Genomic DNA, 22,920 nt, shown 5'->3' on the forward strand with positions numbered 1-22,920 from the left:
TTAAGTTTTTTGAGATAAATCACCTCACTATCTTTATATGCAAAAAGTTTTACGTTTGCTACAACTATAAAAGGAGTAATAAGTAAGATGTAAGATGTAGAAATAAGTGGTAAGAGAAATTTCGAGGAATTATATGGCAACTTCAATTTTCATTTTAGATTTTAAATTAAAGTAAACAATGAAAAAACCAAGTATAGATAAGAGGATTTCCCCCTTTTATACTTGGTTTTACTTATAATTTAATAATATTTCTTTTTAATCTACCTTAATATTATTATGTTAATTTATAATTTCATAAATTTCCTTCCAATTGTAAACCCTTGTAATATTATCTATTAAGGGATACCTATTGTAGTTCGTATCAATCATTAAAACTTTTATGCCCTCTTTTGAAAGAAATACTGAATTTCTATATCTATCTTCTACAAAGAAATCACAGTTTAGCTCCTTTGCTATTTCTCCTTTATTATGATGACCCATCATATATACAGGAACTTTAGGAAGTCCATTGCTATAAAGCCAATTCTCTGTAACCTCTTTATACTTTTCTGGTCTTGCTGTTACATAGTATATATTGTGGTCTTTATCTAGATCATTTAATACTTCTTTTGCATTTTCTCTTACTATGTTATCACCATGAATTTCTTCACCATGTTTATCATAGAACTTTTCATATTCAGATTCATCTATGTTAAGTATTCTGCAAATATCAAATTTAACTATGTCTTCTGCTGTTAATTCTGTTTTAAAATATTTGTTTACGTATTTTAACCAATAGTATGGATCTGTTATAGTTCCATCTATATCTACACATATGTTTAATTTCAAATTTATTCCTCCTACAATATTAGTTTATTCTATTATACTATGCTTTTTTCCCACGCCCCGTGAGAACTCCCTTTACAATGGCAAGAACTCATCCCACACCTTTTCTTACAGTTATAGCTTCTGAAGGACAATTATTCATGCAAGCACCACACTCTATACATAAGTCCTTATTAATAATTTTAGCTTTTCTTTCTTCTATTTTAAATATTCTATAAGGACATACCGTCTCACAATTTTTACACCCAATACATTTATCCCTATCTAAATTTAAAGTTACTACATTTTTAATATATTCTCTAGACATTCTATCCCCCTCTTAACCATTTCTTAACTTCTTAACATAATGAAGTAGTGATGAAGTGACTCTCATATGAACATATTTTTTCTAACACAGCCTATATTAAAGATACTATAGCTAAAGTTAATCCAAATAAGCTTAGGATAATACAACTTGGCAATGTCCACAGAGTTTCTTTTACCACCCCAGAAAATGATGTAAAATTAGTGCTTCCCGTAAAACTTAAGGACACATTTACCATCATAGCATTTAAAAGCATAAGATATCCTAAAATATATACTTGGTTAATACCTAAATAAAGGCTTGTTCTTAAAACTATTATAACTAAACTTAAAATTAAGGATAATATAAATCCATTTAATGAAAACGACCTAAAAGGTAAAATTGGTAACATAATAGGAAATACTATAGCACTTATTATTAAGCCTATTAAAAATGGTACACTTTGGATAAACCCATATTTTAATACACTGCTTAATTCCTTTGTTGGGCTTCCTAAAAAATTTAGTAGTAATAAAATAACTACTGAAATTATATAATACTTTAAATTTTGAATTAGGTTAAGAGGGGTAAGTAAAGCCCTATCCTTTAAAGAAAACTGGGCTTTCCTCATGTAATCTTCTGCTTTAAACTTATTTTTTATAAATTCTTCTAAATACTCTGCTTTAATAGGGCTAAATATACATCTATATCCTAAAGATTTTCTAACCTCTATAGTATTTATGCCTGAAGCCCCTAATTGAGGAACTATAATCACCTTATGTGAAACTATTTTTTCTAAATTGGTGAATTTAATTCTTCTTAAAAGCTCTTCTGTACCAAAAGCCCCTTTACCTGCAGCACACCATACATTAACTCCATTGGTCTCTAGTATAAGTAAGAAACAATCTGTATTTTTTAAGTTATTTCTAACTATATCAAAGGTAAGTTTATAATTACAAGAAACTATAACTGGAGATGTCTCTTTTGGACTCCCTACGGCATATAGTCCTGGCTTAATCATGTAATTATTTCTGTTTATACCAAAATAAGTTCCTAAATTGTATAGCTTGTCCCTTCTCTTTAAAGTAGTATCTATTTTAGGAATTTCCACATCATTTATTTTAATTTTGCCTAAACTTATATGAGAAATATCTCTATAACTTTCTTCATTTAAAAATCCTTGTTTTTCTATCAGTTCTACCCTAGACTGAATATCCTTAGGAGTTCAACAAGATTTTTCATTTAAGTTTTTTTGCATCTTTTTCTCCTTATTCTTTGTATTTTATAATAATTACTATATATTATAACATAAACAGAGTTCTTAGCTTTAGGAGATGTTTTCCTCCTAAAGGTTATTAACAGAATTCTTAGGAGTTTTACTTCTTAGAAGTCGTTATCCTTTAGGGGAAATAATTATCTAAGGACGTAGACATTCCTTTTATTTTACCTACTTTAACGAAGATGAGAGCTTTTATTCACAAATTGATATGTATGCTTCAGCATTATCCACAATCTCTTGTGGATATCCCACCATTCTTAATATCCTTATAGCATTTTTAGTTGGGGATATTCCTTCCTTAATTAAATAATCAAATTTTAATTCATTTCCTTCAACTTCCTCCCTAAAATAATAGGAGTTATATCTATCCTTTAGAAGTTTAGGAAGTTCTAAATCGTGAGTTGCTACGGCTACTAAGGTGTTATGACTACTAAAATATTTTAATATCTCCTTTGCAGCACTAACACGTTCTACGGGGTTTGTACCTCTAAATATCTCATCTATAAGGCTTAAAGTTGGAACCTTTTCTTCATCTGAATTTATTATTCTTAGTAATGCCTCAACTTCTCCAAAATAATAACTCTTTCCACTTGCTAAATTATCTTCAGGACTTATTGAGGTTATAATCTTAAAGTAACTTCCTTCATAGCTTTCAGCATTACACATATATATAGTTTGAGCTAACAAGGCATTAACCCCTAAGGTTCTTAAAAAGGTAGATTTTCCTGACATATTAGATCCTGTAAGTATTATTCCTTTATTAATCATCTCTATAGAATTTGGAACTGGATTCTCTATTATAGGATGCGCAATGTTCTTAGTTTTAAGAACCTTACCTTCTTCTTTTAAAATAGGTTTAGTATATCTTTCTCCATACTGCTTTCTAAAAGAAGCTATAGAAATTATAGCATCTAACTCCCCTAAAATCTTATAAATTTCTTTTAATTCCTTTTGGTACTTGTTTATTTCATCTACTGTAGAAAGATAATCTCTTTCCCTTACCAAAAATACTAAATTAAAATACTCCATAACTTCATCTAAACCTTTTATTTGGATAAGTGAATATGTATTTTTAAAAATTTTCATGGTCTTATTGCATTTTTCTTCCAATTTAGATTTATAACTACAAATTTCGTCTACATTAAGTTTACTTATGTTTTTCCCAACTTTAATCATTCTACCTAAGGTAGACATTGCTGTAATTTTATAATTTAACTTTCCTTCAGCCTTATAATGAATAATACCATTCAAAAAGGTGGACATAAGTAGATACATAGTAAATTTACTTTTAATCCCATAAATATAAATTAAAACTCCTAAAACTATGGGAATTAAGGCTAATATATTGCATACAATCTTTAAAATTCTGTTTCCCTCTAATTTGTTAAAAAAAAGCTCAACAGCTCCAGTATCTCTTACATCTAGTTTGCTTAACTCTAAAAGTAACTTTTCCCTTGCCTCTTGATTATCTTTAAAAGAATCTATAATGCTATCTCTTTCTTTTAAAGCTTTTTCTTTTAAAAAGGGTCTTCTTAATATGTTATATAAAGCTTGTTTACCACAAAAGGAAAAGGTTCTATCTAGTTTTGAATAAACCTCATTCATATTTAAATCTTCCCAAGTCTGATCATCTATGTAGAAAGTTTTTCCCTCTTTATCTTCCTCTTCCTCTTTTAAATAATCAAATAACACCCTTATATTTTTAAAGTCTCTTTTCTTATTATTTTCTTCTCCCCATTCTTGCCTAATATACTTAAGACTTTTTCTGTTTAAAAACTTGTTTATAGATTCTAACATTTGCATCCCCCATCCACATTTATTTCTAACACTCTGTATTTTTTATTTACATTATTATACCATATTCTTATAATAAACCCTTAAGTAAATCTCAGATATATTATTTAATACAAAAAAAGTAAAGAGCACTAAGTTTATTAAGAAGTCATAGAAGCTCTGATTTCTTAATAAGAAAGTGCCCTACTAATATACTATTAGGCTTTATTAGACAATTCTGTCCATATGATGGTTACGCAATCACCTATGAAATAATAGAAATTCTTAACGTAGTGAATCAGTGATGAAGTTATTTTCATATGGACATTTTGCCCCTAACACAGCTTACATTTAACTATTTAGCTTTTCTTACAACGTCAATTACTGTACCGTCTCTATATTCTACTACTGCTACTACATCATCTGTGAATTCGATATCTTTTGGTTTTCCTGTCATGTTTTCAGCTAATTCTTTTAATTCATCTATGGTCATTATAGGAAGTCTTGTTCCTTTTAATTTTTCTATAAGGTCAGTTCTCTTTGGATTAACTGCGATTCCTCTTTCAGTTACTACTACATCAACGCTTTCCCCTGGTGTGGTTACTGTTGTAACCCTGTCTTTTATAATAGGAGTTCTTGATTTTACAAGTTTAGTTACAACTATAGCTAGTTTTGAACCTGCTGCTGTGTCACTATGTCCACCAGATCCTCCCATTATGGTTCCATCGGAAGCTGTGGTTACGTTTACATTGAAATCTGTATCTATTTCTGTAGCGCCTAATATCATAATGTCTAATTTATTTACAACTGCACCTTTATTTTGGGCGTTTCCATACATAGATGAGGACATAGTCATATGCTTCTGATTTTCTCTTACTGATTGAACTGCTTTAAGGTCGAAGCATTGAACATCAAATAAGTTTCTAAACAATCCTTCTTCAAGCATTTCCACCATGTATCCTGTGATTCCACCTGCTGCAAAGCTTCCTACTATCTCTTCTTTTTTCATATAGTCTTTTAATTCTGATGCTACTGCAAGAGATATTCCACCTGCCCCTGTCTGGAAGGACATGCCATCTTTAACTAATCCAGATGATATCATAACCTCTGATGCCATTTTAGCTATTTTTAATCCTACTGGATCTTTAGTAACTTGAGTTGTTCCTGATACTATACCAGCTGGATCTCCTATACTATCTACCTTTAGAACATAGTCTACTAGACTTTGAGTTATTTGTATTGGACAAGCTGGATATGGAACTAAATTATCTGTAATTGCTACTACAGTATCTGCAAATTCTGCATCTGCTTCTGCATATCCTAATGAACCACATGCTGATGGTCCTTGAACTCCATTTACATTCCCATAATCATCTGCAGTTGGTGCCGCTATAAATGCTACATCTACTTGAAGTTCTCCACTTTCCATAAGTCTAGCTCTTCCTCCATGAGTGTGCATTATAGCTGGTTTTTTAAGGATTCCATTTGATACAGCCTGTGCTACTGGTCCTGACATATACCCTGCATAAAGTCCTGTAACTACTCCAGACTTTATATGTTCTACCATTGGTGCATGTACTGGAAATATAGAACTTGCTGCTACAGTTATATCCTTTATTCCTCTTTTTGCTATGGCATCTAAAACCATGTTAAGTACATAGTCACCATTTCTTAGATGATGGTGAAATGATATAGTCATTCCATCTCTTAGGTTTAATTTATTTAATAATTCCTCTAAGGAATCTGCTAATTTTTCTTCATTTGGCTTTGTAGATTTTATTTTAATAGCTCTTTTTTCACTTTCCCCAATATTTTTAAAGGCTCCATTATAAGGTTTTACTTCTCCATAGCCTTCAATAAATTCAGGTATTTCTCTTCCAAGAAGATTTTTCATTCTATATCCCTCACTTTTTCATATGGTTTTTTACATAAGTCCAAGCATTTCAGCTAATTCTAAGGTTGTTTTTGCTCTATTTATAATTGGGGCATCCACCATTTTTCCGTTTAATGAGAATACACCTTTACCTTCTCTCTTAGCTTCTTCCATTGCTTCCATTACTTTTTTTGCATGTTTTATTTCTGCTTCAGTTGGTGAGTATACTGAATGTATTGTATCTATTTGTCTTGGATTTATAGCTGATTTTCCTGTAAATCCTAAGCTTTTTGCTTTTTCTGTGTCTTTTCTTAATCCTTCAAAATCATTTGTATCTGTAAAAGGTGTGTCTATGGAGTGAACTTTTAATGCTTTACATGCAGTTGAAACTTTGTTTCTTGCATAAAAAATTTCTTCTCCTTCTTTTGTTCTTTTAACTCCCATATCTGAAGTTAAATCTTCTCCACCTAAAAGAATTCCTTCCATTCTATCTGAAGCTTTTATTATGTTATAAACATTTTCCACTCCATAAGCTGATTCTACAAGTCCAAATAGTTTTATGCTCTTAGGTTCAAAGCCCTCTTCTTTTTCTATTCTTGTAAGTTCTGCATCTGCTTTTTCTATGGCTTCTTCTGTAGCTTTTGGCACTAAAATTGTATCTGGTTTTACCCTTGCTATAGTATCTATATCATCCATTGCAAATTCAGTATCTAATGGGTTTATTCTAACTACAACTTCTACGCCTTTATATCCTAAATTTTTTATAGCTTCTCTAACTAATATTCTTGCGCTATCTTTTTCTGTTAAACTAACAGCATCTTCAAGGTCTAATATTATGGAGTCAGCTCCTAAAATATCAGCGCTTTGTAACATTCCTGGATTATTTCCTGGCATAAATAACATTGTTCTTCTTAATCTTTTCAACTTAGCTCACCTCCTACATCATAGCTCTTTTTATAGCTGTCTCTACTCTAGCCTTTATTGTATAGTTTAAAGCACCCTTATCTTGAGCTTTAATCTTTACATCTTTTACATTTAACTCTTTTAGAGTCTCTCTTATTACTCTTTCTATTTCTTCACCAAATTGTTTCATAACTATGCTATCTAGCTCTAGTCCTATGCCGCCCTCTTCATTTGGCATTACCATTATATAAATATCGTTTGATTCCATAGTTCCTGCTTTAGCTGGCTTTAGTATTTCCATGCTCTCACCTCAAAACTTTTATTTTAATGAATCTAAGTAAGCCTTTTGTCCCTCTTTATATAGGTTGTTTCCTTCGCTATCTATAACAACAACTGCTGGGAAATCTACTACTTCAAGTCTTCTTATAGCTTCAGCTCCTAAATCTTCGTAAGCTATAACTTCTGCCTTTTTAACTGATTTTCCTATTAAAGCAGCAGCTCCACCTATTGCCCCAAAGTAAACTCCTTTGTTCTTCTTCATAGATTCTATAACTTCTTCTGATCTTAATCCTTTTCCTATCATTCCTTTAAGACCTATTTCTAATAATTCTGGTGCATATGGATCCATTCTATAACTTGTAGTAGGACCCCCTGATCCAAAAGCCATGCCTGGTTTTGATGGTGTTGGTCCAACATAATAGATGATTGAATCTTTTACATCCATTGGTAATTCTTTTCCTTCTTTTATAAGCTCTACAAGTCTTTTATGAGCTGCATCTCTAGCTGTATATATAACTCCAGTGATTAAAACTGAATCTCCTGCTCTTAAATCCTTAACTTTTTCCTCTGTTAATGGAGTAGTTATTTTTTTTACCATTATTATTCCCCCAAACTTTTAAACTTAGTACTTTATAAATATTACTTATATTTCTCTTGATGCGTGTCTTGCAACGTGACATTGAATATTTACTGCCACTGGAAGTCCAGCTATATGTGTTGGATAAGTTTCTATTTGAACTGCAAGGGCTGTAGTTTTTCCGCCAAAACCTTGTGGTCCTATGCCTAAATTATTTATCTTCTCTAACATTTCTTTTTCAAGTTCTGCATACATTGGATTTGGATTTCTTTCATCTACACTTCTTAAAAGTGATTTTTTAGCTAAGTTAGCAGCTCTATCGAAAGTTCCTCCAATACCAACTCCTACGATTATTGGTGGACATGGATTTGGTCCTGCATCTTTTACAACTTTAAGTATAAATTCTTTAACCCCTTCTATTCCATCTGCTGGTTTTAACATTTTAAGTTGACTCATATTCTCTGAACCAAATCCCTTTGGTGCTACTGTTATTTTAAACCCATCTCCTGGAACTATATCGTAGTAGATAACTGCTGGTGTATTGTTTTTAGTGTTTACTCTATCTAATGGATCTTTAACTACAGATTTTCTTAAAAATCCTTCTTCATATCCTTCTGCAACTCCAGCATTTACTGCATCTTCAATGCTTCCACCACTTACATGAACATCTTGCCCTATTTCTAAGAATACACATGCCATTCCTGTATCTTGGCATATCGGCATATTTTCATTTTTAGCAATATCAAAATTTACTATGATATTATCTAATATTCCTTGTGCTGTTCCCCATTTTTCTTCTTCTCTTGATTTCTTTATTTTATTTTTAACATCTTCTGATAAGTAATAGTTTGCTTCTATACATAAATCCTTAACAGCCTTTGTAATTTCAGATACTTGGATTTCTCTCATTGTAAATTCCTCCAATTCTATTTAGTGGACTAATTTTATATAATAAAAGGCAGTTTATAACAAACCGCCTTTTAAATAAATACGTTATTTTCTTCTATTTACAAGTGCAACTACTCTGTTCATCTCGTTATTTACGATCATATATCCTTCATCAACACCCATTCCTGGTTTTGCAAGGCATTGAGTAGCTCCACAAGCGATTGCTATATTTGTTGTTACTTCTGCTGATCTATTTGTTTCGTTACAAGTTCCTCCACAATAAGAACCTACACCTTTTTGGTTACAGTATATTATAGCTTCTGCTGTGTTATTTACTCCTCCAAGGTCTGGAGTTTTTATTTGTAACATATGTCCTGCTTTATTATCTGCAAAGAACTTAACATCTTCTAGTGTATTACACCATTCATCAGCAACTAATTCAACATTGATTCCTCTTCTATCTACTTCAGCAGTTAAATCTCTTAAAGCTTCCATTTGTTTTTGTCTATCATCAACGTCCATTGGTCCTTCTATTCTTAATTTAAATGGATTTGCAGCTTCTGCTAAAGTTTCAAGATAATCTGCCATTAAGTTTGTGTCACAATTAAATGCTGCACCTATTGTTCCGTACACGTCAATATGGAATATTGGTGAATATTCTTCACATGTTCTAAGAGCTATTATTCTATCTCTTAACCATTTAACATAGTCTAAAAGAAGTTCCCCTTTTTCTCCTAATTTTTCTTTTACGTTGTTAATTAAAGCATGTGGTAATACGTCCGCACCTTTTATAATCATCTTGTCAGCATTTTCGTATCTGTTATCACCTGATTGAGTGAATATAGGAATTCTCTTTATTTCAACCCCTGCATTGTATTCTTGATTTACTACTTCAGCCATAGTAAGTTTTTTAGTTTTTGCAACTGCGTCTAATATAGCTTGAGTTATTCCGTATCTAATAGCAGTATGCAATCTCTTGCCACCGATTTCCATTTTATCAAACTCTTCTGCCATAGCTTTGAATTCTGTAACTTCTCTTCCTATTAACTTTGGAGCTATTTCTTTTTCTATTACTGGAATAAAGTCTTTAGCTAAGAATAATGGATCTCTTCCACCTGCTCCTGAATATTGAACTGCAGCACAATCTCCAAAAGCCACTTGTCCATCTTCTAAGATTATCATAACTGAAATAGATTCTCCTGCTTGTCTAATTGAACTAAATCCTTCTGTTACAGCTTCTCCTACATAAGTAAATCCATCGTGACCAGCACCATTTTTTATTGCTCTTTGGTCATCAAAATAGAAACCTGTTCTACCTGCTGAACATACAACATCTAAAATTTTCATTATAATAAGCCCCCATCCTTTTAAACTATTTATTTTTATTATAGCTCCAACAAGCCTAACCTTGTTGGAGCTCCTTAATCTATTAAATTTATTATTAATTTGATCTTATGTAGTTTATTATTTTTTTTCAGGTCTTCCTACAAGAACACCTTTTCCTACTGCAAATATATCATCAACAGTCATTTGGAATCCAACTTCTCTTCCCTCGTATTTGCCTCTTTCTTCAAGTTTACTCATATTATAATCTTTTAATTCCTTAGTGAATGGAACGTTTCCGAATTTTAAATATCTTACGCAACCATTGTTATCTCTAGCAGGCATCATTTTTCCGTAATTATATTTACTTGGTGCAAATGGAATATCTACAACTCCAGCTTCAAATCCTTTAACTGCTCCTATTGCAAGGTCTCCATTTCCTAGTCTAAATAGTTCGTCCATCATGCATTTTGTTTCAGCTTTTATAATAGCTATTTCTGTTTCTAATTCTTTAGACATTGGCATTTTTTGTCCTTTTAAAAGGTTTAATGTCATCTTAGTTGCTTTTATTCCTTGTGCATTTGCTTCTTTTGTTGGTATTCCTATAGCTTCGTGTGGAGTTTTAACTATAACCTTAGTTGCTCCTGCAAGAGCTGCTGCTGCAGATCCTGTTGAAATTACACCGAAAGCTTTAGCTTCATCTGAAGGGAATCCTCCCATCCATTGGTGGAATACTGTTGTTAAAATTACATCATTATAGCCATATTTCTTTAAATATTCTTCACATTGCTCTTCTAAGGCTCTTATAGCTGCTACGTCTTGAATTAAGTTTCCGCACTCACCGTAACCAACTGTAATATTTTTAACCCCTTGTTCTGCTGCAAGTAATGCTTCTATAATAGCAACAACGTTTGATGTGCTTGGTGGTACTAATGTTCCTGTTAATGGTCCGAATGGCTCTCTATTTATACTAACCCCATGTTCTTCGTAGTATCCAACAAGTCTATCACAATATTGCCAATCTAAAATTGACTTTTCTAAAGATACATTTTTTGCATAAGGAATATTATATGAAATTCCTCCACCTTCATTAGAAGTCCATCCACCAGCATGAATTATTTCAGATAATAATCTTGAATCTGGTGTACCGTGTCTTGCTTCTACTGGTAAATTAACAGCTTCTACAACTCTTCTACATCCGCGAATACCGTGATTTACTACTGGGAATCCATTAAGTAGTGATCTTCCTGCTTTTCTACTTTCTTCTATACCAACTTCACATTCGTCATATCTATTTAATCTTGTATAACTATCTATAGTACTTGGTAATAAGTCCGCTCCACCTTCATTTTGTAAGTGAGTTAATAACTCTATATGTTTTTCTATTAAAGCAACCCCAGCTCTTGGTTGTGCTAATGTAACGCCCTCTTCTTTTGCCTTTAATAGTTTCTTTGCAAAGTTTTTATGGTCTGGTAATTGTTTGCAATATTCTATGCCATCTTGAATATTTTTAACATCCTTACCTGTTTCCCACTGTCCTAAAACCTCTTCTCTCATTTTAAAGAACTGTTCTTCAGTCCATTTTTTATTTTTTAACTCCACAACTTTTCCCCCCTAGATTTATAAACTATAACTCTACTAAATATTTTTTCATTAATCTTACGGCTAAATCAGGCAATTCCTGAGCTAATAATCCCATTGCAGATAGAATATATGATTTGTCCAACATAAATCCTGGATTTTGTGGTTTAAGATGTGTTGCATCTTCCATGGAGAATGTTCCTGCTCTTAATATATCACTAGGATTCTTACTATGAACAAGTACTCCACCTGTTCCAATCATATATTTTACTGGCATTAAATCTTTACCAACTTGAGTGTATATTGGTCCCATTGGTGTATAGGTACACTCTACTGTTCCTACATGTCTTGACATAGCTAGCTCCGTTGCTACCTTTGCCATGGCTTCATCGAAGAAAATTTCATCTACTGTTTTTGGAACCATTCTTATATTTTCAGTTCTAAATTTACAGTTTTCCGAAACATCTATTTTTCTTTCCTTATCTTTTAAATAGGTTCTCATTTTTCTTGTACCAGCAGCTTCAAGTAGGGAAAGTGCTGAGTATCTCATTCCCAAATCCCCTTCTACAGTTCTTTTTGCAAAAGGTTCTTCAAGTCCCCTAATTGTTACACCTGCTTTGGATGGTTCTCCATCAGCTAATGAGTGAATATCTGTTGTTGCACCACCTATATCTACTATGATTAAGTCTCCTATACCTTCTTCTTCATCTGTGCCTAAGCTTAAAGCTTGTGCTGCTTTTAATACAGCTGCTGGTGTTGGCATCAGTATACCATTTATAAAACTTTCTGCATTTCCTAAACCTTTTGCTTTTACTATATTACCCATGAAGATTTTTCTTATTTCTTCCCTTGCAGGTTCTACATTAAGTTCATTTAATTTTGGCATTACATTTTGTGTTATGCTGTAATAAACTCCTGCCTCATCAAAAATTTTCTTTATTTCATCATTTGCTACTTTATTTCCTGCTACAACTACTGGAACATTAAGTTTAGACTCTGCTATGATTTTGGCATTATGAATTATGCAATCTTTGTTTCCGCCATCTGTTCCCCCAGCTAAAAGGATTATATCTAGTTTTGATCTTCTCATTTCCTCTATTTCACTTTGGGTTAGCTCAAAGCTGTATACATTTAGTATTCTAGCACCAGCTCCTAGCGCCGCCCTTTTTGCAGCTTCTGCTGTAAGGTCTGGAACTAATCCTACTGCTATCATCTTTAAGCCTCCAGCTGCAGAGGAACAAGCTAATCTATTTATATAATTAACTTCTTTTCCTTTTAGTTGTTCTTCTATTTTGGTGTAGGCATTATTAAAACCTGTCATTATATCATCTTCGATTGTTGTAATATCTTTAGCTGTAGCTATAATTTCCTCTTTTTCTAAATCTACAACTGTTAGCTTGGTATAAGTACTACCAAAGTCTATTAATAGGTATGCATCCACTTCATTTTCACCTCTGATTAAAAGTACTTTTTATTTCTATTTTATATTTAAGTCAGTTTTTAAATCTCCTATAGTAACTTCAATTGGAGTTCCTGGTCCATATACTCTGTCAAAGCCCATTTCTTTAAATCTTCCATGAACTTCATTCCAATCTTGTTTTCCTACAACTATGTTGCCCCCAACATATAGTAATACATCTTTTAATCCTGCTTCTTGACATTTTTCTCTAAGTCCTCTACAGTCAATTTCTCCATGACCATAAAGTGAAGAAACTATAATTGCATCTGCATTTGTTTCTACCGCTGCATTAATAAAGTCTTCCTGTGGTGATAACACCCCAATATTAATTACATTGAACCCTGATTCTGTTAACGCATAATCAATTATTTTATTTCCTACTGCGTGGCAATCAGAACCTATAACCCCAATTACTATAGTCTTGCCATTCTTTTTTTCCATATCAACTAAGGCCTCCTAAATTAATAATAAATAATAATATAAATATTTTTATTTATCTAACCCTTTTAATGTATAAATTTTTTATATATTAAAATATCAGTATTTGATATTTTAAACTCATTTGAAACCCCTTAAACTTCATTATTTGTAATATCTAGCATAAATTTAATTATTAACTCTCAACTCTTGCTTCTTAATTATTACTTCTTAACTGCTCACTACTAACTAATAACCACTAACTGCTACTTATTACTTATTACTTCTTACTTCTTAACTATTATACTTCAATTCTATTAACTTTGATTTTATGGCTTTTACTGATCCATCATCAAGTGTATATATAAATTCAATAACATCTTTCCCATATTTATTGAAATTCTTAATATCTTTGTATCTACCAGGAGATACTATAATTACATCTGTATCTTCTATAAAGTTTTTCAACTCATTTTCTTTATATGTATTAGTAAATTTCATATTAACATTCCCTAAACCTGAACTCTCTAAAGCTCGTCTTATTTTAAACATAAACTCTTCTGATATACAAATAAAACCAAACTTTGTGCCCTCTGGGTATCTTGCTATTCTAACTATGGTACCTAAGTCTGGATTAATGGCTACCCCTAACACATCTTTCTTTTGTTCTTTTGTAAGTTCTATAACCTCATTTACATGATTAAAAGTAGTTATAATCACTTGACACTTTGTTAGAACCTCTATAGTATTCTTGTCCATCTTTTGAAGATCTGATATAGTAAGTGGTATTACACTCATTTCACTTGTACTGCTTAACTGAACACTGAACATTTTGGCTTGTTCTATGTTGCATTCAACATATACAGATACGATTTTTTTCATCATTTCTTTTCTTTCACTTACTCTATCATTTACAACTTCTAGAAACTCTTCTGTACTCATGCCATTTTCAAGGGCTTCTTCTAAGGCAAGATCTAAAACCTTTATAATCTTATCCTTTAGATTTTTATCTTTCCATGAAGATACCTCTTCAATAACAAAAGTACCTTTTCCTTGGTAGGATTTGATTATTCCTTCTTTTTCTAACTCGTTGTATGCTGAACTTATGGTATTTCTACTTACTCCAAGACTAGTAGCTAATTCTCTTTCTGTTGGCATCTTACTACCAACCTTTATCTTTCCACTTCTTATTTGATCTAGAATTTGCTTTTTAACTTGTAAGTATAGTGGAACTCCACTTCTTTTATTAACTAAAATATCTATTTCAATCTCCTCCATCTATAATGGACTAATGGACTAATCCATAGGACAATTTTATAATACCATATATATTTTATCATATCAATAATTTTCAAAAAATAAATTCAATTGTGCACTAAATAAAATCTATTAATAGTTTTTTTAAGATTTTGCCATATATACGCTAAATTCGCCTGTTTTTAATCTTATTTAAACTTAATTTATATATATTTAATTTAAAATTCCTTTACATTTATCTTATACCTCTATATAACTTTAATGTTTTATACTGTATATTTCCTTAAATAAAAGAGAGGTAATGGACTGATTTAAAAGTCCATTACCTCTCTTTATAGTATTCCAATATGGATTTACATAAGGTTTTAGCAATTTTTCTTTGATACTCTTCACTCTTAAGTTTTGTTTCTTCTTCATAATTAGATATAAATCCACATTCTACAATAATTGAAGCCATATCATCATTGGATCTTAAAATTTTAAATTGGTCCTTTGCTTCTTTTTGAACTCTATTATTTTTAGGATTTAAATCTTCTTTTAAATTTTTTTGTGTTATTTCTGCAAGCTTTTTACTGTCCTTATACCTTGAATACCAAACTTGAGCTCCACTATACTTCTCTTCAGGAAATTTATTCATATGGATGCTTAAGAATATATCTGGCTTCTTCTCTTCTTTCATCTTACATCTATTATTTAGATCTTGTATTTTCTTTTGTCTAACAGTACCCTCATTGTCATAAAGCCCTCTATCTTCTTCTCTTGTCATATATACTTTAAATCCTTGCTTTTCTAACTCTTCTTTAGTATATAGTGCTATTTTAAGATTTAAATCTTTTTCTATGGTTCCTCTTGGAGATACAGCTCCTCCGTCAATTCCTCCATGACCTGCATCTATTAATATAGATTTTTCTTCTGATGTTTTCATTGTGCTTATTGCAGCATTATAATTAACTGCTACAATAGAAGTAATACATAATAAAAGCACTAAAATACTGTATAATAACTTTTTGTTTTTTATTATTTTCAATATCTTCTCTCCCTTTCATTTCTCTATTAATAAATCTATTCATGCATAATAGTAAATATGAAAAAAAGTATTTAATTTTGATTATATTCACTACAAAATAAGGGTACTTAATTTTACCTTAATAAATATAAAAAAGAGCACTTAATTTTACTTAAGTACTCTTAAAATTGTCTATTGAATTTTATTAGCAATTCTAATACGGCTTCTAATGTAATAGCTAAAAATATAAAATTAACTCTTATGTTATTATTAAAATTACAATATTAATATTTTTGTGCTATTACATTCTTATCTATTCTGCTAAAGTTTCTACTACTGTATCTGCAATATTATTTGCATGATCTCCTATTCTTTCTAAATTGCTTATAAGATCTAAAAATACAGTACCCACAGAAGCACTACAAAGTTCTTGGTTTAATCTTCTTATGTGAGAAAGTCTTAATTGTTCTTCTAGTGAGTCTACTTTCTTCTCTAATATTCTAACCTCATCTACCTTTTCAATACTTTTTTGTTCAAAAGCTTCTACACTAGTAGACAAAACTTCTACTGTATATTTAAACATTTCATTTAATTCTTTACGAGCTTCTTCTGAGAACTCTATCCTCTTAACCATTTTCTCACTAGCAAGATCTGCTATATTCTCTGCATGATCTCCTATTCTCTCTATATCATTTACTACATGAAACATTGAAGTTACTATATCTGTTTCATGATCAGATAGGTCTTCCTTTGATAATTTAACAAGGAACGTTACAATCTCATCTTCTAGTAGATTTATAAGTTTCTCATTTTTATATACTTTTTTAACTAATTTATCATTATTTGTTTCAAAGGCCTCTTCTGAAATTTCTAAGTTCTCTCTAGCCTTATTTGCCATTCTAATTATTTCTTTAACTGTTTGTCCAACAGCTATAACAGGAGTTTCTAATAACCTGTCATCTATGTACTGAGTTCCATATTTTTCTGTTTCATCTTCACCTTTTATAATAATATTAGCCATTTTTACTAAGTATTTTATAAATGGTAAAAGTATTATGGTATTAATTACATTAAAAATAGTATGTGCATTTGCAATTTGTTTTTCAACTACAGTTGAGCCTATTACTGGTGCTGAGGCAACTATCCAGGATAATGGTTTAAATAATGGTATAAATATTATGGTTCCTAGCAAATTAAATAGTAAGTGTATAATAGCTGCTTTTCTAGCTGTTTTTGAGGTTCCTATACTTGATAATAATGCTGTTACGCAAGTTCCTATGTTACATCCAAACAAAATAGGGATAACCATAGTTATAGTCAAAACCCCTGTAGATGCTAGTGAAATTAATATACCAGTAGTGGCAGAAGAACTTTGTATTACTGCTGTTATTGCTAGTCCTGCTAATATACCTAAAAACATATTCCCATCTAATTTCATTAGTATATCTTTAAACATTTGTGATTTTTCTAAAGGTGCCATTGATGTTTTCATTAATCCCATACCTAAAAAGAGGATACCAAAACCTAATACTATATTACCTATCTCTCTTCCCCTACTTGCCTGTGCAAATAAGACAATTAGGGTTCCTATTCCTATAAATATAGGGATAAAGGCATCAATATCTAAAGTTACTATTTGAGCTGTTATAGTAGTACCTATATTGGCTCCCATAATTACAGCTGTAGCTTGGTAAAGATTCATAAGCTGTGCATTTACAAATCCAACTACCATTACTGTAGTAGCACTACTACTTTGAATAATAGCTGTAACTAATGCACCTGTTAAAACACCTTTTAAAGGATTTGATGTAATTTTCTCAAAAATTGATTTTAGCCCTTCACCTGTTGCATTTTGAAGGCCATCCCCCATTAGTTTCATTCCATATAGAAATAACCCTAGACCACCAAAAAGTTCAATAGCCATTCTAAGCCCCTGGCTCATAAAATCCCTCCTGTTAACAAAAATAATGGTTAATTAAAATACATAAACCTGGATAAGTTCATTCAATACTTAAATCATAAGTAACAGTATTTTTTAATACCATAATCAATAATACAAAATTTTTAGACTAATGTTAATAACTTTCCTTTACTTTTAACATCATCTTTATTTTCATTAACAATTTGTTAACATTTGCTTTAAAAATATTTTTCATTTGTTTGTCACTTATTTCTTAATCACTTACCATACTACATATTCTTTAAAGTACACATATTTAAAGATATATACTATTATAGTGGCTAGCTATTAGATATATATACTATTATAGTGACTAGCTATTAGATAACGCAAAAAAGGAAGGGTTACACCCTTCCTTTTTATGTAAAATAAAAATACTATCTCTTTGAGAATTGTGGAGCTCTTCTTGCTTTTTTAAGACCGTATTTCTTTCTTTCTTTCATTCTAGAATCTCTTGTTAAGAATCCAGCTTTCTTTAATTCTGGTCTTAAGTTTTCATCAGCTTTTATTAAAGCTCTAGATATTCCGTGTCTTATAGCTCCTGCTTGCCCTGAAAAACCACCGCCATGAACATTAACTAATACATCAAATTTCTCTTTTGTACCTGTTAATTCTAATGGTTGGTTAACTATTATTTTTAAAGTATCTAAACCAAAATAATCGTTTATATCTCTTTTATTTATTTTTACTAGTCCCTCACCTGGTACTAGTCTTACTCTAGCTATTGATGTCTTTCTTCTTCCTGTTCCTAAATATTGTACTTTTGCCATGTGACTTCCTCCCTTCAGATAATTAGTATCTTAATTCTAGCTTTTCTGGATTTTGAGCTGCATTATTATGCTCTGGTCCACTATAAACCTTTAATTTCTTAAACATTTGACGACCTAACTTTCCTTTTGGAAGCATTCTTCTAACTGCTTCTTCGAAAACAAACTCAGGTTTTTTAGCTATTGCATCTCTGTAAGACATTTCTTTTAATCCGCCTGGATACATTGAGTGATGTCTTAGTAATTTTTGATCTAACTTCTTACCAGTTAAAACAACTTTCTCTGCATTTATAACTATTACATAGTCACCTGTATCAACATGAGGTGTGTATGTTGGTTTATGCTTTCCTCTTAATATTGATGCTATTTGGCTTGCTGCTCTACCTAATGTTTGTCCTTCAAGATCTACTACATACCATTTTCTTTCTACTTCACTATTTTTAGCTATGTATGATTTCATTCTATTTTCCCTCCCTGAATTTTACATGAACATATCTATGCAAAAGACCCGGGGCTAGTGGATCTATATACACATCACAACTTTAATAATTATAATACATCTAGCCGGGTGTGTCAACATATTTAAGATATATATCATGAATTTTTTTAATTTTTATATATACATTGATGTAAGTAAACATAGTCCTTGTGCTGGAGCTGTCTTACCAGCTTTTTTTCTATCTTTAGATTTAATAATTTTATCTATTTCTTCTGGCTTTAGTTTTCCCTCTCCAACAAGAATTAAGGTACCTACAATTATTCTTACCATATTATATAAAAAACCATCTGCTGAAATATATATTTTTATTCTATATTCTTTATTATCTATTTCTAGTTTTGTAATAGTTCTAATTGAAGTTTGAACGGAGCTTCCTGTGTTTTTAAATGCAGAGAAATCGTGGGTTCCTATAAAAAATTTACATGCTTCTTTCATGGCGTTTATGTTTAAATTATAGGGATGATGATAAACATAATTTCTCTCTATAGCTGAAGGCATTTCCCTATTTAAGATTGTATAAACATAAGTTTTCCCTGTAGAACTATATCTTGCATGAAAATCCTCTGAAACTTCCCTAGAGTCCAAAACTACAATGTCTCTAGGTAATTTATTATTTAAAGCATATTTAATCTTTTCTGCTGGAATCTTAGTTTCACTTTTAAAGTTTAAAACATAAGCTTTTGCATGTACTCCTGCATCTGTTCTACTACATCCTATTACTTCTATATCTTCTTTTAAAACCTCTGATAAAACCTGTTCTAAGGTACCTTGAATACTTCTAGAGTTCTTTTGCTTTTGCCATCCAAAATATTGGCTTCCATCATATTCTATTACTAGCTTTATATTTTTCATATAAAACACACTCTCTTATGTTGTAAATATTGTTTTGTAAGTATACTTTTGTAAATTTCATTTTATAGTTAGTGTTCTATGAACAATATCACATAATAGTTACTGTATAATCACTTTTATATAGAGATTATTATATTAATATACCACCTAAGTCTACAAATCTCGTACTTAATATTAAAATTAAATATATAGATAAAATGCCTATTGCAATATAATCTTCTTTTTCATATTTTAAAATTTTAAGCTTAGTTCTACCTTCGCCACCTCTATAACACCTTGCCTCCATAGCAACACCTAATTCATCGGCTCTTTTAAAGGAATTTATAAATAGTGGTACTAGAATTGGAATTAGACTCTTAGCTCTCTTAACTATACTTCCTGAAGAAAAATCTGCTCCTCTAGACATTTGTGCTTTCATTATTTTATCTGTTTCATCTATAAGTGTAGGAATAAATCTTAATGCTATGGTCATCATCATTGCAAGTTCATGTGCTGGAAAATTATATTTTTTAAGTGGGCTAAATAAGCTCTCTAAACCATCTGTAAGTTGTATTGGGGATGTGGTAAGTGTTAAAAGAGAAGTGCCTATAATAAGAAATATAAGTCTTATAACCATAAAAAGTGCTATTTTAACTCCCTCACTATATATGGTTATAAACTTCCACTTAAATAGTAATTTTCCCCCATCTGTCATAAAAATATTCAAAACTGCAGTAAATATTAAAAGAATAAATATGGGTTTTAATCCTCTATATATATACTTTAATTTAATCTTTGATACTAAGATTGTGGTTCCAACAAATAACCCCACTAATATATAAGCATAAAACTTATCTATTAAAAAGAGATGGATAATAAAAATTAAGGATGCTATGATTTTAAATCTAGGATCTAGTTTATGTATAAAAGAATCTCCTGGTATATATTGTCCTAATGTTATATCTTTTATCATATATCTTTTAAACAAGTATACTTACTTGTTTATATTTCTCCCCTTTCTTTCTTTATCCCTATTTCTTTAAGCAATTCATCTTTTAACTCATGAACTGTATATATGTCGTCTCTTAGATTAAACCCTCTTTTATTTAATCTACTTATGAGGTAAGTAACTGATGGTACACTAAGTCCTGAATTTTCTAGAAGCTTTACTTCTTTAAAAACTTCTATCTTGCTTCCCTTTAAAATACATTTACCTTCTGACATAACTATTACACTTTTAGCAAATCTAGCTACATCATCCATGCTATGTGATACTAATATTATGGTAATGTTATACTTCTCATTTAGTTCTTTTATGCTCCGTAAAATCTCTTCTCTGCCTCTAGGATCCAAACCTGCTGCTGGTTCATCTAATATTAAAACCTTAGGCTTCATTGCAAGGATACCTGCTATAGCAACTCTCCTTTTTTGCCCACCACTAAGATTAAAAGGTGACTTGTCTTTATACTTTTCGTAATTAAGTCCAACCATATTCATGGACTCTTTAACTCTATTAATTATTTCTTCTTCACTTAATCCTAGATTGGATGGCCCATAAGCAATATCTTTTTCTATGGTTTCCTCAAATAATTGATATTCGGGATATTGAAATACTAGACCTACTTTTTTTCTTATATCAGTTAAATTCACCTTTTTAGAAAATATATCAACACCGTCAACATAGACTGTACCAGAGGTTGGTTTTAAAAGTCCGTTTAGCATTTGTATTAATGTGGACTTTCCTGAACCAGTATGGCCTATTATAGATATAAAATCCCCTTTATTTATTTCCATATTTATCTTGTCTAATGCCTTCTTTTCAAAAGGAGTTCCCTGCATATAAATATAAGATAAATCTTTTACCTCAATGAACATAATGCATCCACCATTTCTTCCATATTTATTATATCTTCTTCTATGTTAACTCCAACTTTTCTAAGCTCATAAGCTAGTTCAGTAACTTCTGGAACATCTAGTCCAAAACTCTTCATATTACTTACATTAGAAAAAACTTGCTTTGGAGTCCCTTGCATACATACTTCCCCTCCTGATAGTATTACTAATCTATCAGCTTCTACTACTTCTTCCATGTAGTGTGTAATTAATATTATAGTTTTCCCAAACTCTTTATTAAGCTTTAAGGCTGTATTTATAACTTCTTGTCTTCCTATTGGATCTAACATAGCTGTAGATTCATCAAAAATTATACAATTTGTATCCATAGCCAATATTCCTGCTATAGCTACCCTCTGCTTTTGGCCACCAGATAATAAATTAGGGGAGTGTTTTCTATATTCGTACATTCCTACGCTTTTAAGTGCTCCATCTACTTTATTCCTTATTTCCTTTGAAGGCATGCCTAAATTTTCAGGACCAAAGGCCACATCTTCTTCTACTATAGTTGCAACTATTTGGTTATCTGGATTTTGAAAGACCATACCTACTTTTTTTCTAATATCCCAAATGTTTTTTTCTTCCCTAGTATTCATACCATATACAGTTAAATTACCTTCTTTAGGTGTTAAAAGACCATTAAAAAGTTTTGCTAAAGTGGATTTTCCTGAACCATTATGCCCTAATATGGCTAGAAATTCTCCTTCATAAACATCTAAATTTACTCCATTTAAAGCCTTTATTTCTTTCCCCTCTTCATCTATATAGCTATAGGTTAAATCTTCACACTTAATTATACAATTTAACTTATCCATATCCATTCCCACTTTACAATTAAATTTTAGATTGAATATATTAAAATGGGGACTAAGTAAAATTCACTTAATCCCCTATACACAAGCTAAACCAATTCTAAAACAACTACTTCCGCAGCGTCTCCTCTTCTTGGACCTACTTTGTATATTCTTGTATATCCACCGTTTCTCTCAGCATACTTTGGAGCTATATTGGTAAATAAATTCTCAACTACTTCTTTCTCAGTTACGAAAGCAAGTACTTGTCTTCTTGAATGAAGATCTCCCTTTTTAGCAAGTGTTATCATTTTTTCTGCTAATCTTTTAGTTTCTTTTGCCCTTGTCTCTGTTGTTTCTATTTTACCATGCTTTAAGAAACTAGTTACTAGGTTTCTTAACATAGCCATTCTTTGGTCAGTCGGACGTCCTAACTTGCGTTGTATTGCCATAGCT

23 protein-coding genes are annotated in these 22,920 nt (G+C 31.1%); all 23 read right to left on the minus strand.

Annotation, left to right across the window (positions count from 1 at the left end):
- Positions 1 to 279 precede the first annotated feature (279 nt).
- On the minus strand, positions 280 to 828 hold the full coding sequence (locus FNZ64_RS03070) for a 5' nucleotidase, NT5C type (protein ID WP_243129180.1): 549 nt from the start codon (positions 826 to 828) through the stop codon (positions 280 to 282).
- A gap of 88 nt (positions 829 to 916) precedes the next feature.
- Complete coding sequence (gene hgcB / locus FNZ64_RS03075; RefSeq protein ID WP_142413403.1) at positions 917 to 1,132, minus strand: mercury methylation ferredoxin HgcB; 216 nt, start codon at positions 1,130 to 1,132, stop codon at positions 917 to 919.
- A gap of 91 nt (positions 1,133 to 1,223) precedes the next feature.
- Positions 1,224 to 2,366 (minus strand): mercury methylation corrinoid protein HgcA, encoded by a 1,143-nt coding sequence (gene hgcA / locus FNZ64_RS03080; RefSeq protein ID WP_252989039.1) that lies wholly within the window; start codon positions 2,364 to 2,366, stop codon positions 1,224 to 1,226.
- Positions 2,367 to 2,579: 213 nt separating this feature from the next.
- Positions 2,580 to 4,184 (minus strand): MutS-related protein, encoded by a 1,605-nt coding sequence (locus FNZ64_RS03085; RefSeq protein ID WP_185903661.1) that lies wholly within the window; start codon positions 4,182 to 4,184, stop codon positions 2,580 to 2,582.
- Positions 4,185 to 4,515: 331 nt separating this feature from the next.
- Positions 4,516 to 6,054 carry a citrate lyase subunit alpha gene (citF, locus tag FNZ64_RS03090; protein ID WP_142413406.1) on the minus strand — a complete coding sequence of 513 codons (1,539 nt, stop codon included), beginning with the start codon at positions 6,052 to 6,054 and terminating at the stop codon, positions 4,516 to 4,518.
- A gap of 30 nt (positions 6,055 to 6,084) precedes the next feature.
- Positions 6,085 to 6,957 (minus strand): HpcH/HpaI aldolase/citrate lyase family protein, encoded by an 873-nt coding sequence (locus FNZ64_RS03095; RefSeq protein ID WP_142413407.1) that lies wholly within the window; start codon positions 6,955 to 6,957, stop codon positions 6,085 to 6,087.
- A 13-nt stretch (positions 6,958 to 6,970) separates the two neighbouring features.
- Entirely contained in the window at positions 6,971 to 7,237 is a 267-nt protein-coding gene (citD, locus tag FNZ64_RS03100) for a citrate lyase acyl carrier protein (protein ID WP_142413408.1), read from the minus strand.
- 18 nt (positions 7,238 to 7,255) lie between these two features.
- Complete coding sequence (locus FNZ64_RS03105) at positions 7,256 to 7,813, minus strand: Fe-S-containing hydro-lyase (RefSeq protein ID WP_142413409.1); 558 nt, start codon at positions 7,811 to 7,813, stop codon at positions 7,256 to 7,258.
- Positions 7,814 to 7,858: 45 nt separating this feature from the next.
- The gene (locus FNZ64_RS03110; RefSeq protein WP_142413410.1) at positions 7,859 to 8,701 is read right to left on the minus strand and encodes a fumarate hydratase; all 843 of its coding nucleotides are present in this window, start codon (positions 8,699 to 8,701) and stop codon (positions 7,859 to 7,861) included.
- A gap of 84 nt (positions 8,702 to 8,785) precedes the next feature.
- Positions 8,786 to 10,027, minus strand: coding sequence for a methylaspartate ammonia-lyase (locus FNZ64_RS03115; RefSeq protein ID WP_142413411.1), 1,242 nt, complete (start codon positions 10,025 to 10,027; stop codon positions 8,786 to 8,788).
- Positions 10,028 to 10,144: 117 nt separating this feature from the next.
- Positions 10,145 to 11,605, minus strand: coding sequence for a methylaspartate mutase subunit E (locus FNZ64_RS03120; protein ID WP_142413412.1), 1,461 nt, complete (start codon positions 11,603 to 11,605; stop codon positions 10,145 to 10,147).
- 25 nt (positions 11,606 to 11,630) lie between these two features.
- The gene (glmL, locus tag FNZ64_RS03125; protein WP_142413413.1) at positions 11,631 to 13,025 is read right to left on the minus strand and encodes a methylaspartate mutase accessory protein GlmL; all 1,395 of its coding nucleotides are present in this window, start codon (positions 13,023 to 13,025) and stop codon (positions 11,631 to 11,633) included.
- Positions 13,026 to 13,061: 36 nt separating this feature from the next.
- Positions 13,062 to 13,484 (minus strand): methylaspartate mutase subunit S, encoded by a 423-nt coding sequence (gene glmS / locus FNZ64_RS03130; RefSeq protein ID WP_142413414.1) that lies wholly within the window; start codon positions 13,482 to 13,484, stop codon positions 13,062 to 13,064.
- 270 nt (positions 13,485 to 13,754) lie between these two features.
- Entirely contained in the window at positions 13,755 to 14,738 is a 984-nt protein-coding gene (locus tag FNZ64_RS03135; protein WP_142413415.1) for a GntR family transcriptional regulator, read from the minus strand.
- Positions 14,739 to 15,039: 301 nt separating this feature from the next.
- The gene (cwlD, locus tag FNZ64_RS03140; protein ID WP_423244930.1) at positions 15,040 to 15,738 is read right to left on the minus strand and encodes an N-acetylmuramoyl-L-alanine amidase CwlD; all 699 of its coding nucleotides are present in this window, start codon (positions 15,736 to 15,738) and stop codon (positions 15,040 to 15,042) included.
- Positions 15,739 to 16,036: 298 nt separating this feature from the next.
- Complete coding sequence (locus tag FNZ64_RS03145; RefSeq protein ID WP_142413417.1) at positions 16,037 to 17,665, minus strand: Na/Pi cotransporter family protein; 1,629 nt, start codon at positions 17,663 to 17,665, stop codon at positions 16,037 to 16,039.
- Positions 17,666 to 18,060: 395 nt separating this feature from the next.
- Complete coding sequence (rpsI, locus tag FNZ64_RS03150; RefSeq protein ID WP_142413418.1) at positions 18,061 to 18,453, minus strand: 30S ribosomal protein S9; 393 nt, start codon at positions 18,451 to 18,453, stop codon at positions 18,061 to 18,063.
- Between the two features lie 22 nt (positions 18,454 to 18,475).
- Positions 18,476 to 18,910, minus strand: coding sequence for a 50S ribosomal protein L13 (gene rplM / locus FNZ64_RS03155; RefSeq protein WP_142413419.1), 435 nt, complete (start codon positions 18,908 to 18,910; stop codon positions 18,476 to 18,478).
- Positions 18,911 to 19,063: 153 nt separating this feature from the next.
- The gene (gene truA, locus FNZ64_RS03160; RefSeq protein ID WP_142413420.1) at positions 19,064 to 19,801 is read right to left on the minus strand and encodes a tRNA pseudouridine(38-40) synthase TruA; all 738 of its coding nucleotides are present in this window, start codon (positions 19,799 to 19,801) and stop codon (positions 19,064 to 19,066) included.
- Positions 19,802 to 19,931: 130 nt separating this feature from the next.
- Positions 19,932 to 20,753, minus strand: a complete 822-nt coding sequence (locus FNZ64_RS03165; protein ID WP_142413421.1) for an energy-coupling factor transporter transmembrane component T family protein — start codon at positions 20,751 to 20,753, stop codon at positions 19,932 to 19,934.
- 29 nt (positions 20,754 to 20,782) lie between these two features.
- Entirely contained in the window at positions 20,783 to 21,655 is an 873-nt protein-coding gene (locus FNZ64_RS03170) for an energy-coupling factor transporter ATPase (protein ID WP_142413422.1), read from the minus strand.
- Positions 21,640 to 22,488 carry an energy-coupling factor transporter ATPase gene (locus FNZ64_RS03175; protein ID WP_142413423.1) on the minus strand — a complete coding sequence of 283 codons (849 nt, stop codon included), beginning with the start codon at positions 22,486 to 22,488 and terminating at the stop codon, positions 21,640 to 21,642. The genes FNZ64_RS03170 and FNZ64_RS03175 overlap by 16 nt, the downstream gene beginning before the upstream one ends.
- An 86-nt stretch (positions 22,489 to 22,574) precedes the next feature.
- Complete coding sequence (rplQ, locus tag FNZ64_RS03180; protein ID WP_142413424.1) at positions 22,575 to 22,916, minus strand: 50S ribosomal protein L17; 342 nt, start codon at positions 22,914 to 22,916, stop codon at positions 22,575 to 22,577.
- Positions 22,917 to 22,920: the final 4 nt, after the last annotated feature.

The organism is Hathewaya massiliensis, from assembly GCF_902143515.1.
GTDB lineage: Bacteria > Bacillota > Clostridia > Clostridiales > Clostridiaceae > Hathewaya > Hathewaya massiliensis.

Excerpts from the sequence above, each read along its gene's own strand:
- rplQ (WP_142413424.1), bottom strand. The coding sequence starts at position 22,916 with ATGGCAATACAACGCAAGTTAGGACGTCCGACTGACCAAAGAATGGCT.
- truA (WP_142413420.1), bottom strand. The coding sequence starts at position 19,801 with ATGAAAAATATAAAGCTAGTAATAGAATATGATGGAAGCCAATATTTT.
- FNZ64_RS03110 (WP_142413410.1), bottom strand. The coding sequence starts at position 8,701 with ATGAGAGAAATCCAAGTATCTGAAATTACAAAGGCTGTTAAGGATTTA.
- FNZ64_RS03105 (WP_142413409.1), bottom strand. The coding sequence starts at position 7,813 with ATGGTAAAAAAAATAACTACTCCATTAACAGAGGAAAAAGTTAAGGAT.
- FNZ64_RS03115 (WP_142413411.1), bottom strand. The coding sequence starts at position 10,027 with ATGAAAATTTTAGATGTTGTATGTTCAGCAGGTAGAACAGGTTTCTAT.
- glmS (WP_142413414.1), bottom strand. The coding sequence starts at position 13,484 with ATGGAAAAAAAGAATGGCAAGACTATAGTAATTGGGGTTATAGGTTCT.
- FNZ64_RS03145 (WP_142413417.1), bottom strand. The coding sequence starts at position 17,665 with ATGAGCCAGGGGCTTAGAATGGCTATTGAACTTTTTGGTGGTCTAGGG.
- hgcB (WP_142413403.1), bottom strand. The coding sequence starts at position 1,132 with ATGTCTAGAGAATATATTAAAAATGTAGTAACTTTAAATTTAGATAGG.
- FNZ64_RS03165 (WP_142413421.1), bottom strand. The coding sequence starts at position 20,753 with ATGATAAAAGATATAACATTAGGACAATATATACCAGGAGATTCTTTT.
- citD (WP_142413408.1), bottom strand. The coding sequence starts at position 7,237 with ATGGAAATACTAAAGCCAGCTAAAGCAGGAACTATGGAATCAAACGAT.
- FNZ64_RS03170 (WP_142413422.1), bottom strand. The coding sequence starts at position 21,655 with ATGTTCATTGAGGTAAAAGATTTATCTTATATTTATATGCAGGGAACT.
- rplM (WP_142413419.1), bottom strand. The coding sequence starts at position 18,910 with ATGAAATCATACATAGCTAAAAATAGTGAAGTAGAAAGAAAATGGTAT.
- FNZ64_RS03135 (WP_142413415.1), bottom strand. The coding sequence starts at position 14,738 with ATGGAGGAGATTGAAATAGATATTTTAGTTAATAAAAGAAGTGGAGTT.
- citF (WP_142413406.1), bottom strand. The coding sequence starts at position 6,054 with ATGAAAAATCTTCTTGGAAGAGAAATACCTGAATTTATTGAAGGCTAT.
- FNZ64_RS03175 (WP_142413423.1), bottom strand. The coding sequence starts at position 22,488 with ATGGATAAGTTAAATTGTATAATTAAGTGTGAAGATTTAACCTATAGC.
- rpsI (WP_142413418.1), bottom strand. The coding sequence starts at position 18,453 with ATGGCAAAAGTACAATATTTAGGAACAGGAAGAAGAAAGACATCAATA.
- FNZ64_RS03085 (WP_185903661.1), bottom strand. The coding sequence starts at position 4,184 with ATGTTAGAATCTATAAACAAGTTTTTAAACAGAAAAAGTCTTAAGTAT.